Raw genomic sequence first — 12,198 nt, forward strand, 5'->3', positions numbered from 1 at the left:
GTGCCGTGGCCCCCGTCCGTGTCGCCGTGCTCAGTGCTTGTCCTGCTCCGGGTGGGCGAAGTTCAGGTGCTCCGGGGGCAGTGGGAACGTCACGTCGTCGCCGAACGGCGACGGCGCGGCGGCCCGGTCGAAGGTGAGCTCCGTCAGCGGGAGCCTGCCGTTGTCGTCAACGGCCGGGGCGGTCGGCCTCGGCACCTCGCGGTGCCAGTTGACGCCGGCCTGGGCCTGGGCCTCGGCTGCCGGGTCGTGCGAGTCGCCCGCGTGCGAGTGCACCCCGCCGTGCGCGGCGTGGGAGTGCACCGCGTCGCCGTGCTTCGCGCTGGTCACGAAGGTCTGAGGCACCTGACCCCTCCGAAAGATCTTGTTACCGAGCCACACAAGGGGATCGTACCTGCGGTCGACGACCCGCTCCTTCATGGGGATGATCCCGTTGTCCGTGATCTTGATGTGCTCTGGGCAGACCTCGGTGCAGCACTTGGTGATGTTGCAGAAGCCGAGCCCCTGCTCCGCCTGCGTGTACTCCCTGCGGTCGGTCCGCGCGTCGAGCGGGTGCATGTCCAGCTCGGCGGCCCGGATGAAGTACCGGGGGCCGGCGAAGGCGTGCTTGTTCTCGTCGTGGTCCCGGATCACGTGGCAGGTGTTCTGGCACAGGAAGCACTCGATGCACTTGCGGAACTCCTGCGAGCGCTCGACGTCCACCTGCTGCATCCGGTAGTCGCCCGGGGCCACCCCGGCCGGCGGTGCGAACGCCGGGGTCTCCCGCGCCTTCTCGTAGTTGAACGAGACGTCGGTGACCAGGTCCCGGATGATCGGGAAGGTGCGCAGCGGGGTGACCGTGACGGTCTCGGTCTCCTCGAAGGTCGACATCCGGGTCATGCAGCCCAGCTTGGGCATCCCGTTGATCTCCATGGAGCAGGAGCCGCACTTGCCGGCCTTGCAGTTCCACCGGCAGGCAAGGTCCGGCGCGTCGGTGGCCTGGAGCCGGTGGATGATGTCGAGAACCACCTCGCCCTCGTTGACCTCGACCTGGTAGTCCTGAAGGTCGCCGCCGCTCTCGTCGCCGCGCCAGACCCTGAAGTGACGCTTGGTGCCCATCAGTTCCCCGCCTCCTCGGCGTCGGCGTCCGAGACGAGGGCGTCGAAGTCTGCCAGCTCCTCGTCGGTCAGGTACTTGGCCAGTTCCGCGCGGTCGAAGAGGCCGATCAGCTCCGACCGCATCTTCGGCAGCGGCTTGTGGGTCAGCCGCACGGCGTCGCCGTTCAACGAGCAGACCAGGTTCACCCGCCGCCACATCGGGTCCATCGCGGGGAAGTCCTCCCGGGTGTGCCCGCCGCGCGACTCCTGCCGCTCCAGCGCCGCCTTCGCGGTGCACTCCGAGACCACCAGCATGTTGCGCAGGTCCAGCGCCAGGTGCCAGCCCGGGTTGTACCGCCGGCCGCCCACCGCGCTGACCTTCGCCACCCGCTCGCGCAGCTCGGCCAGCCGGCCCAGCGCGTCGGCCAGCTCGCCCTCACGCCGGATGATGCCGACCAGGTCGCCCATCACCGCCTGGAGGTCCTGCTGGAGGTGGTAGGGGCTCTCCCCGGTGTCGCGCTGCAACGGCGCGAGCGCCGTCTCCACCGCGGCCTCCACCGCGCTGATCGCCACCTTCGGGCGCGCGGTGAGCTGATCGGTGTACGACGCGGCGTGGCCACCCGCCCGCTTGCCGAAGACCAGCAGGTCGGACAGCGAGTTGCCGCCGAGGCGGTTCGACCCGTGCATGCCGCCGGAGACCTCACCCGCGGCGAACAGCCCGCGCACGCTGCCGAACGCGGCCCCGGAGTCCGGGTCCACCTCGACGCCGCCCATCACGTAGTGACAGGTCGGGCCGACCTCCATCGGCTCCTTGGTGATGTCGACGTCGGCCAGCTCCTTGAACTGGTGGTACATCGACGGCAGGCGACGGCGGATCTCCTCGGCCGAGCGCCGGGAGGCGATGTCCAGGTAGACGCCGCCGGCCGGCGTACCCCGACCGGCCTTGACCTCGCTGTTGATCGCCCGGGCGACCTCGTCGCGGGGCAGCAGCTCCGGCGGGCGCCGGTTGTTGTCCGGGTCGGTGTACCAGCGGTCCGCCTCCTCCTCGGTCTCCGCGTACTGCTTGCGGAAGACGTCGGGGACGTAGTCGAACATGAACCGCTTGCCGTCGGAGTTCTTCAGCACGCCGCCGTCGCCGCGCACCGACTCGGTGACCAGGATGCCCTTCACCGAGGGCGGCCAGACCATGCCGGTCGGGTGGAACTGGAGGAACTCCATGTTGATCAGCGTCGCCCCGGCGCGCAGCGCCAGCGCGTGCCCGTCCCCGGTGTACTCCCAGGAGTTCGAGGTGACCTTGTACGACCGGCCGACGCCGCCGGTGGCCAGCACCACCGCCGGGGCCTCGAGCAGGATGAACTCGCCGGACTCCCGGTAGTAGCCGAACGCCCCGGCGACCTTCTCGCCGTCGAGGAGCAGCTCGGTGATGGTGGTCTCGTCGAACACCTTGATCCGGGCGTCGTACGAGCCCAGTTCCGCCTTGTCCTCCTGCTGGAGGGAGACGATCTTCTGCTGGAGGGTGCGGATCAGCTCCAGGCCGGTCCGGTCGCCGACGTGCGCCAGCCGCGGGTACTCGTGGCCGCCGAAGTTGCGCTGGGAGATCTTCCCGTCCTTGGTGCGGTCGAAGAGCGCCCCGTACGTCTCCAGCTCCCAGATCCGCTGCGGCGACTCCTTCGCGTGCAGCTCGGCCATCCGGAAGTTGTTGAGGAACTTGCCGCCGCGCATGGTGTCGCGGAAGTGCACCTGCCAGTTGTCCCGGCTGTTCACGTTGCCCATGGCGGCGGCGGCGCCACCCTCGGCCATCACCGTGTGCGCCTTGCCGAACAGCGACTTCGAGATGATCGCGGTCTTCTTGCCGGCGAGCCGGGCCTCGATCGCCGCGCGCAGGCCGGCGCCGCCGGCCCCGATCACGACGACGTCGTAGTGGTGTCGTTCGATGCGATTCGTGGTGGTCATGTCAGGCCCTCTAGTTGATGAACCGCAGGTCGTTGAACCAGCCGGCCGCGACCGCCATGACGTAGAAGTCGGTCAGCGCCAGGGTGCCGAGGGTGATCCAGGCGAGCTGCATGTGCTTGGCGTTCAGCGTGGAGATGAACGTCCATGCCTTGTACCGCACCGGGTGCTTGGAGAAGTGCTTGAGCCGCCCGCCGATGATGTGCCGGCAGGAGTGGCAGGAGATCGTGTACGCCCACAGCATGATCACGTTGACCAGCAGGACGATGTTGCCCAGCCCGAAGCCGAAGCCCTTCGGCGAGTGGAAGGCCAGGATCGCGTCCCAGGTGTTGATCAGCGAGATGACCGCGGCGGCGTAGAAGAAGTAGCGGTGCAGGTTCTGGCCGAGCAGCGGGAACCGGGTCTCGCCGGAGTAGGTCTTGTGCCCGTCCGGGACCGCGCAGGCCGGCGGCGACAGCCAGAACGACCGGTAGTACGCCTTGCGGTAGTAGTAGCAGGTGAGCCGGAACAGCAGCAGGAACGGCAGGGTCAGCGCCGCGTCCGGGATGACCCACCAGCCGGGCAGGAAGCGCCCGAAGTGCGAGGCGCTCTCGACACACCGCTCGGTGACGCAGGGGGAGTAGAACGGGGTCAGGTAGTGGTACTGCTCCACCCAGTACCACTTGTGCATGAAGACCCGGACCGTCGCGTACGCGATCCAGGCGCTGAGCCCGACGACGGTGATCAGTGGGGCTATCCACCAGCGGTCGGTCCGCAACGTCTTCGCCGCTATGGCGGCGCGTGCTCGCGCGCCCCGCGGCCTCGTTGCCGTTGATGTCATTCGAGTCGTCTCCCTGACGGGGCCCTGACGGGCGGCATCATGTTCCGGCCGGCACGCGGACCGGCGAACCTCGTACCCGCTGCCACGTCACGCGCAAGCCAACGACCGCACCGGTGTGCCGGCGCAGCTAAGTGACACACGTTACGCCGATCTTCGCTGGCCGTCCGCGCAAGGGAGTGTCCCGGGTGTCCGGTCCCCCGAAAAGCCCTCGCAACACGTTGGATTTCCGGGTGTCGAGAACCTCACCGCGCAGGCCGGGCCGGGGACGGCCGGTCGCGCGTGGGGTCAGCCGGAGGCGCCGCCGGTGAAGTTCCAGGCGGCCAGCCGCAGGGCCGGGGCGTCCCACCAGACGCCGTCGACCCGGTCCGGCTGCCGGACCGGGCGACGGCCGATCCCGAGCACCGCGCCGGGCCCCAACGCCCTGGGATACGACTCGGTGAAGCGGAAATCCCGTACCGCCCGGACCGGCACACCGCCCTCCACCAGCCAAACCCCGTTGCGGGTCAGCCCGGTGATCACCAGGCTCTTGGTGTCCAGCACCCGGGTGTACCAGAGGTCGCTGACCAGCAGGCCACGTTCCATCCCGGCGACCAGGGCGGCGGTCTCGGCGTCGAGCACCGGCCCGCCCGGCGTCTCCGCCCCGTCCAGCGGCCCGCCCGGCATCTCCGGCCCACCGCCGGCCGCAGTGAAACCCGCCACAGGGGTGCCCGTTCCCCGGGTGGCACCGGCGGTGGCCACCCCTCCGGTGCCGGTGAGCCGCAGGTTGCCGGGGGTCGGGCCGAAGGTGGTCGCCCCCGGCTCCGCGTGCCCGGTGGAGCCCGCGCCGGCCTGCGCGCCGCTGCGCCGGTCGTGCGCCACGGCGACCGTGGTGCCCGCGTCCACCAGGGTCAGCGCCCGCCGGCCGGTGCCCTCGGCGTCGAACGGCAGCCCGGAGCCGCCGAGCGGGTCGTCGACGAGCGTCACCGCCGGATCGAACTGGGCGACGCCCGGCTCGGCGAACGACTGCCGCTCGGCGAACCGCTTGCCGTTGAAGCCCCACATGGCGAAGTTGTGCAGCAGGTCGGCCACGGCGGCCGGCTCCAGCACCACCTCGTACCGGCCCGGCGGCAGCTCGACCGGGTCCACGGCGGCGCGGGCCTTCGTGGCGGCCCGGAGCCCCAGCGCCGCCCCGTCGAGGTCGGCGAGCCGGTCCGCGCAGAGCCGGGCCACCCCGTCCGCCGCGCCGGCCCGGGCGATGCCGTCCATCGCCGCCTCGGCCGCGCTGCCCTGCGCCGAGTGGCCGGCCGAGTTGGCGAACGCCGCCGCCCGGTACGCGGTGCGGCAGTAACCGGCGGCCTCCAGCCCGCCGACGGCGGCCACGAACGCGCGCACCCGCTCGGCCCGCTCGTCGGGCTCGGCGAACGCGGTGGCCTCGTCCCACGCCGGGACGGCCGGCACCGACACCGGTGGGGTCAGCCCCGGCCAGGCCGGGTCGGGCGGGCAGAGCCGGGCCGCGGTCAGGGTCCGCTCGACCAGGGCGGCCAACCCGTCCGGGGTGACCACGCTGCCGCTGCCGGCGGCCGTACGCCCGTCGGCGTGCAGCCGCAGCCGCACCCCGACGCCCGACTCGGCCACGTTCTGGTGGATGAAGGAGTTGGCGAACCGGGTCAGCGCCAGCTCGGACCGGGTGACCACCACCTCGGCCCCGGCCCCCGGCCCGCCCAGCCGGCGGACCAGGTCGACCACCCGGCCGGCGAGGTCGAGCGCGTGCTGCTCGGCGTCCTGGTTCATACGACCACCGCTGCGCTCGCTCATGCGCGGACCCCCACTCGGACGTTGCGGAATCGGGCCGGCGCGGCCGGGTGGCCGGTGTGGCCGGTCTGGCCGGGCTGGCCCTTGCCGCAGTTCGGCGTGCCCCACGCGACGGTCTCCGAGGAGAGCATGTCCATCGAGCGCCAGAACAGCGGCCCGATGCCGGTGTAGGTGGGGTTGCGCAGCATCCGCCCCCGCCGGCCCCGCTTCACCTCCCAGCCGATCTCGCAGCCGAACTGGAAGTTGAGCCGCTTGTCGTCGATCGACCAGGAGCGGTTGACGTCCATCAGGACGCCGTCGTCGGTGGCCGCGACGATCTCGTCGAGGGTGTGCGGGCCGGGCTCCAGGCCCACATTGGTCATCCGCACCATCGGCAGCCGGGCCCAGCCGTCGGCCCGTACGCTGCCGCCGTGGTCCAGGCCGGCGACGGCGGCCGAGTCCCGGCCGGCGAGCACCCCGACCCACCGGCCCTCGCGCACCGCGTCCCGCCGCACCGCCGGGGAGCCCTCGTCGTCGAAGCCGAAGCTGCCCAGCGCGCCGGGGATGGTCGGGTCGATGGTGACGTTCATCAGGTCCGAGCCGTAGCGCAGCGAGCCGAGCTGGGCCAGGTCCAGCCAGGATGTGCCGGCGAAAGCGGCCTCCCAGCCGAGGATGCGGTCCAGCTCGATGGCGTGCCCGACCGACTCGTGGATCTGCAACGCGAGCTGCTCGCCGCCGAGGATCAGGTCGGTCTCGCCGACCGGGCACTGCGGAGCGGTGAGCAGCGCCCGGCTCTCCTCGGCGATCCGGGCGGCGTGCGCGGCCAGGTCGAGTGAGGTGACCAGCTCCCAACCGGTGGTGCCGTACTGGCCCCGGTAGCTCGGGTACGACCGGCGCTGGGTCTCGCCGTCGCCGATCGAGGTGGCGGAGATGCCGCCGCCGCACTCTCGGATGTGCTGGTCGATGCGGTGGCCCTCGCTGGAGACGAACCACTTCGTGGTGTCCCAGACCTGGTAGAGCCCCTCGGCCACGTCCGCGCCGTGGGCGGCCATCGTCGCGGTCGCGCCGACCAGCAGGTCGCCCTTGTCGGACAGGGCCACCCCGAGCGGGTCCACCTCGCACTGCGAGGACCAGCTAGCGACGGTCGGCTCGGCCGGCACCAGATCGATCGGCGGGCCGGGGACCCGGGCGCTCGCGGCGGCGATCCGCGCGGCCCGCCGGCCGGAGTCGCGGGCCGCCGCGTCGGACAGGTCGGGCACGGCGTGGAAGCCCCAGCTCGACCCGACCAGCGCCCGGACGCCCAGCCCGAGGCTCTCGTCCTGGGTCAGCTCCTCGACGTCGCCGTTGCGGGCCGACATCGACTCGTACCGACGGTGCATCACCCGGGCGTCGGCGTACCGGGCCCCCGCGTTCAGGGCGGCCTGCACGGCCGCGGACGCCGCGTCGAATCCGGTCATGGCCCGACCCTAGGTGACGGGACCGACATCCGTCAGGGGACGAGATCCTCCGGCCGGACCGTCGCCACGACGGGCTCGGTCAGCTCCAGCACCTCGCCCCGTTTGACCGCCGAGTGCTCCACGTAGTGGGCGTGTCGACGGTGGTACAGGCGCAGCGCGCCGGTGTCCTGCTCGATCAGCAGGTACCAGTCGATGCCGGCGGCGGCGTAGTAGTGCATCTTGAGCACCTTGTCGGTGGCCGCGTTGCTCGGCGAGATGATCTCGCAGACCAGCCGGACCCCGTGCGCCTCCACGTTGGGATCGTCGAGGTCGACCGGGTTCGTGACGACGAGGTCGGGAATGGGGACCCGTCCGGGCCTGAGCCGGACGTTCACCGCCTCCAGCAGTTCCAGCCCGACGGCCTCGGCGGCCGGTTCGAGGATGTTGCCCAGCTTGCGTGAGATTCGCTGGTGCCGGGGGGTGGGGGCTGGGGTCACGTGGAGGCTCCCGTCGAAGAGTTCGACCCGCTGGGACGTCTCGCCGAGGGCGAGGTACTCCTCCTCGGTCCACGGGCCGTCGTGGTCGAACATTGCCGCGGTCATGGTCACCTCCACCTCGATCCGGCACGGATCGTCTCCCGGTTGCCGCCACCATGGTCGCACCCGGGGTGCGACCGGGCGGGTACGCATCGCTTCGATGTCCTGGTGGGGGGTGCCGCAGGTAGATGCCGAGTCGTTACGCTGACCCCCGCTGACAGCTCCCGTTTTGTAGCTTATTTTCAGCCTCAGTGAACTGTTGTAGGTTCTCTTCGTCACTGAGGGAGGCGGTCGTGGACAAGCCAGCACCAGCGCCGTCCGGGCAACCGGGCGACCGTCCCGGCGTGCCGGAGCAGCGCGGAGACGGCCCGTACCTGAGGGTGAGCGACCTGCGGGTGCGGTTCGCCACCTCCGACGGCACGGTCCGCGCGGTGGACGGGGTCTCCTTCGCCGTCGAGCGCGGGCGCACCCTCGGCATCGTCGGCGAGTCCGGCTCGGGCAAGAGCGTCACCTCGCTGGCGATCCTCGGCCTGCACGATCCGAAGCGCGCCACCATCACCGGCGGGATCTCCGTCGGCGGCCGGCAGCTCATCGGCCTGCCGGAGGAGGACGTGCGTCAACTGCGCGGTCGGGACATGGCGATGATCTTCCAGGACCCGCTGTCCGCGCTGCACCCGTACTACACCGTGGGGAAGCAGATCGCCGAGGCGTACCGGGTGCACCACCCGGGGGCCGGCAGGCGGGAGGCCCGGCGGCGGGCCGTGGACATGCTCGGCCGGGTCGGCATCCCACAGCCGGCGAAGCGGTACGACCAGTACCCGCACGAGTTCTCCGGCGGCATGAGGCAGCGGGCGATGATCGCCATGGCCCTGGTCAACGACCCGGACCTGCTGATCGCCGACGAGCCGACCACCGCGCTCGACGTCACCGTGCAGGCGCAGATCCTCGACCTGCTCGCCGACCTCCAGGCCGAGTTCCACTCCGCGATCATCCTGATCACCCACGACCTCGGCGTGGTCAGCCAGGTCGCCGACGAGGTGCTGGTGATGTACGGCGGACGGGCCGTCGAGCACGGCGCCGTGGAGCAGGTGCTCCGGCGCCCGCAGCACCCGTACACCTGGGGTCTGCTCTCCAGCGTGCCGTCGCTGCACGGCGACTCGGACGCGGACCTGGTCCCCATCCCGGGCAACCCGCCCAGCCTGGTCAACCTCCCGTCGGGCTGCGCCTTCCACCCCCGCTGCCGGTACGCCGACCGCAACGGCGACCGCTCCCGCACCGAGGTCCCGACGCTGGGCCCGGCCGGCGAGGCGGGTCACCTGGTCGCCTGCCACCTGTCCGCGCGGGAGCGCACCCAGCTGTACCGCGAGGACGTCGCACATGTGGGGGTGGCACGGTGAGCGCGAGGAACGTAGCGGAGCGGAGTCCCGCAGTCGCGAACGAGGGTGCGTGGGTGAGCGCGAGGAACGTAGCGGAGCAGAGTCCCGCAGTCGCGAACGAGGGTGGCTCAAGTGAGTGAGCCGTTGCTGCGGGTCAGCGGGCTGACCAAGCACTTCCCGGTGCGCGACGGGTTCCGGAGCACCGGTCTGGTCCAGGCGGTCGACGGCCTGGACTTCGAGGTGCGCCCCGGCGAGACGCTGGGCCTGGTGGGGGAGTCCGGCTGCGGTAAGACCACCACCGGCCGGATGCTGGTGCGGCTGCTGGAGCCGACCGCCGGGAAGATCGAGTTCGACGGGCGGGACATCACCCACGCCAAGCGGCGCGAGCTGCGCCCGCTGCGGCAGGACCTCCAGATCATCTTCCAGGACCCGTACGCCTCGCTGAACCCCCGGCACACCGTGGGCCGGATCGTGGCGATGCCGTTGCAGGTCAACGGGATCAATCCGCCGGGCGGGGTGCGCAAGCGGGTGCAGGAGTTGCTGGAGCTGGTCGGGCTCAATCCCGAGCACTACAACCGCTACCCGCACGAGTTCTCCGGCGGGCAGCGGCAGCGCATCGGCATCGCCCGGGCACTGGCCCTGCGGCCGAAGCTGATCGTCGCCGACGAGCCGGTCTCCGCCCTGGACGTCTCGATCCAGGCGCAGGTGGTCAACCTGCTGCGGGACCTGCAACGGGACCTCGGTCTGGCGTTCGTCTTCATCGCCCACGACCTGGCCGTGGTGCGGCACTTCTGCCAGCGGGTCGCCGTGATGTACCTGGGCCGGATCGTCGAGATCGGCGACCGGGCGGACATCTACGAGCGCCCGCAGCACCCGTACACCCGGGCCCTGCTGTCGGCGATTCCTGACGTGACGACGCTCGGGCCGGGCGGCCGGATCCGGCTGACCGGCGACGTGCCGACCCCGCTGAACCCGCCGTCGGGCTGCCGGTTCCGCACCCGCTGCTGGAAGGCGCAGGACGTCTGCGCCACCGAGGAGCCGGCCCTGAAGCCCCGGGACGGCGGCGCCCAGTCGACGGCCTGCCACTTCCCGGAGTCCGAGCGGGCCGGCGTGAGTGGTGCGGAGGTGACGAGGTGAGCCTGTCCCCGGTCGAGGGTGTGGCGCTGGCGGAGATCGAGTCCACCGGCGACGGCGACGCGCCGAAAGCGAAGGGCTTCGTCGGCCGGTCGCCCGGCCAGCTCGCCTGGATCCGGCTGCGGCGGGACCGCACGGCCATGATCAGTGCCGCGATGCTGATCTTCTTCGTGTTGCTCGCCCTCGCCGTGCCGCTGATCGAGGCGCTGTACGGGGTGGGCCCGCGCGATCAGTTCCAGGACCGGCTCGACGGCTTCGGCATGCCGCTGGGCTACGCCGGGGGCATCACCGGCGAGCACTGGTTCGGGCTGGAGCCGGGCCTGGGCCGGGACATCTTCATCCGGATGGTGCACGGCCTGCGGACGTCGCTGTTCATCGCGTTCGCCGCCGCCGTGATCACCGCCGCGTTCGGCATCCTGCTGGGAACCCTCGCCGGCTACCTGGGCGGCTGGATCGACGCGGTGATCAACTGGATCACCGACCTGACGCTGGCCATGCCGTTCCTGGTCATCGCGCTGGCCCTGACCCCGACCGTCGCGCTGCGCTTCTACGGCCAGCGCGAGGCGGTTCCGCCCGCGTTCCAGATCGGCGTGCTGATCGCCATCTTCGCCCTGTTCGGCTGGACCAGCACCGCCCGGCTGGTCCGGGGGCAGGTCATCGCGCTGCGCGAGCGGGAGTTCGTGGAGGCGGCCAGGGCCAGCGGGGCCGGGCTGGGACACATGCTCTTCCGCCAGCTCCTGCCGAACATCTGGGCGCCGATCCTGGTGTCGTTCTCCCTCGCGGTGCCCTCGTACATCACCAGCGAGGCGGCGCTGTCGTTCATCGGCGTCGGCCTCACCGACGAGACGCCGAGCTTCGGCCGGATGATCTACCGCAGCCTGGACTACCTCCAGACCGACGCGGCGTACGTCTTCTTTCCCGGCATCACGATCTTCGCGCTGGTGCTCGCCTTCAACCTCTTCGGGGACGCGCTGCGCGACGCGCTCGACCCGAAGTCGTCCCGGTAGGGGTTTACCATGGCGCGATTCCTGGTCAAGCGGCTGCTCTCCGCCGTGGTCACGCTGTTCGCGGTGAGCGTGCTCAGCTTCCTGATGTTCTTCGCCCTGCCCCGGGACCCGGTCACCGGCATGTGCCCGAAGAACTGCAACCCGGAGCGACTGGAGCGGGTCCGTCAGGAGCTGGGCCTGCGCGATCCGTTGATCAGCCAGTACGCCGGCTACATGAAGGGCATCGTGACCGGTCGGGACCTGGGCAGCGCCCAGGGCGGCCGGTGCGACGCCCCCTGCCTGGGCTGGTCGTACGTGAACAACGAGGCGGTCAGCGACACCATCGCCCGGGTGCTGCCGGTGACCCTGAGCATCGTGCTCCCGGCGGCGATCCTCTGGCTGCTGCTCGGGGTCGGCCTCGGCATGATCTCGGCGCTGCGCCGGGGCACCTGGCTGGACCGGGTGGCCATCGGCTTCTCGCTGACCGGCGCGTCGTTGCAGCTCTACTTCGTCGGCGCGGTGCTGCTCCTGGTCTTCGTCTACAACCTGCGGCTGCTACCGGTGCCGAGCTACACATCACTGTTCGACAATCCGGCGAAGTGGGCCAGCGGCCTGGTGCTCGCCTGGGTCGCGCTGGCCTTCCTCTACTCCGCCATCTACGCCAGGTTGTCCCGGGCGCAGATGCTGGAGACGCTGTCCGAGGACTACGTCCGCACCGCGCGGGCCAAGGGCCTGAGCAAACCCAAGGTGTACGGGCGGCACGCGCTGCGCGCGGCGATCACCCCGGTGGTGACCATCGCGGGGCTGGACGTCGGTGGGGCGCTGGGCGGGACCGTCATCACCGAGACCACCTTCGGCATCCAGGGGCTGGGGCGTACCGCGGTGAACGCGGTCAGCGACGGTGACCTGCCCACCATCATGGCGACCGTGCTCATCTCCGCGGTCTTCGTGGTGCTGGCCAACGTCCTGGTGGACCTGCTCTACGCCGTGATCGACCCCCGGGTGCGGCTGCGCTGACCCGCCGACGGGCGGCTTCCCCGACCGGCGACGGAAGTTATCGAAAACCGTTACACAATTCGGAGATTTTCTTCTTTACGATCCTCGGGACGTCGGCGTT

Annotated in this window: 10 protein-coding genes; 4 read left to right on the forward strand and 6 right to left on the reverse strand. The window is 71.1% G+C overall.

Going from position 1 to position 12,198, the window contains the following annotated elements:
- Positions 1-30 precede the first annotated feature (30 nt).
- From ACH4T9_RS08305 to ACH4T9_RS08330, 6 genes are all read right to left on the reverse strand, one after another.
- Entirely contained in the window at positions 31-1,095 is a 1,065-nt protein-coding gene (locus ACH4T9_RS08305) for a succinate dehydrogenase/fumarate reductase iron-sulfur subunit (protein WP_396670217.1), read from the reverse strand.
- Positions 1,095-3,026: a fumarate reductase/succinate dehydrogenase flavoprotein subunit gene (locus ACH4T9_RS08310; RefSeq protein WP_396670216.1), complete on the reverse strand. Its 1,932-nt coding sequence runs from the start codon at positions 3,024-3,026 to the stop codon at positions 1,095-1,097. Before ACH4T9_RS08310 ends, ACH4T9_RS08305 begins: the two co-directional genes overlap by 1 nt.
- 10 nt (positions 3,027-3,036) lie before the next feature.
- Entirely contained in the window at positions 3,037-3,843 is an 807-nt protein-coding gene (locus ACH4T9_RS08315; protein ID WP_396670215.1) for a hypothetical protein, read from the reverse strand.
- A gap of 285 nt (positions 3,844-4,128) precedes the next feature.
- A complete protein-coding gene (locus tag ACH4T9_RS08320; RefSeq protein ID WP_396670743.1) occupies positions 4,129-5,613 on the reverse strand; it encodes a TldD/PmbA family protein in 1,485 nt (494 codons plus the stop codon).
- Positions 5,614-5,633: 20 nt separating this feature from the next.
- On the reverse strand, positions 5,634-7,070 hold the full coding sequence (locus tag ACH4T9_RS08325; protein ID WP_396670214.1) for a TldD/PmbA family protein: 1,437 nt from the start codon (positions 7,068-7,070) through the stop codon (positions 5,634-5,636).
- Between the two features lie 32 nt (positions 7,071-7,102).
- Positions 7,103-7,651, reverse strand: coding sequence for a Uma2 family endonuclease (locus ACH4T9_RS08330; protein ID WP_396670213.1), 549 nt, complete (start codon positions 7,649-7,651; stop codon positions 7,103-7,105).
- A gap of 278 nt (positions 7,652-7,929) precedes the next feature.
- Here ACH4T9_RS08330 and ACH4T9_RS08335 point away from each other — a divergent pair, with 278 nt between their 5' ends.
- The 4 genes from ACH4T9_RS08335 (at position 7,930) to ACH4T9_RS08350 (ending at position 12,098) form a co-directional block, all read left to right on the forward strand.
- Positions 7,930-8,982, forward strand: a complete 1,053-nt coding sequence (locus tag ACH4T9_RS08335) for an ABC transporter ATP-binding protein (RefSeq protein ID WP_396670742.1) — start codon at positions 7,930-7,932, stop codon at positions 8,980-8,982.
- Positions 8,983-9,093: 111 nt separating this feature from the next.
- Positions 9,094-10,098 carry an ABC transporter ATP-binding protein gene (locus ACH4T9_RS08340; RefSeq protein WP_396670212.1) on the forward strand — a complete coding sequence of 335 codons (1,005 nt, stop codon included), beginning with the start codon at positions 9,094-9,096 and terminating at the stop codon, positions 10,096-10,098.
- On the forward strand, positions 10,095-11,102 hold the full coding sequence (locus tag ACH4T9_RS08345; RefSeq protein ID WP_396670211.1) for an ABC transporter permease: 1,008 nt from the start codon (positions 10,095-10,097) through the stop codon (positions 11,100-11,102). The genes ACH4T9_RS08340 and ACH4T9_RS08345 overlap by 4 nt, the downstream gene beginning before the upstream one ends.
- A gap of 9 nt (positions 11,103-11,111) precedes the next feature.
- On the forward strand, positions 11,112-12,098 hold the full coding sequence (locus ACH4T9_RS08350; protein WP_396670210.1) for an ABC transporter permease: 987 nt from the start codon (positions 11,112-11,114) through the stop codon (positions 12,096-12,098).
- Positions 12,099-12,198: the final 100 nt, after the last annotated feature.

Source organism: Micromonospora sp. NPDC020750 (genome assembly GCF_044334565.1).
In the GTDB taxonomy this organism is placed as follows: Bacteria; Actinomycetota; Actinomycetes; order Mycobacteriales; family Micromonosporaceae; genus Micromonospora.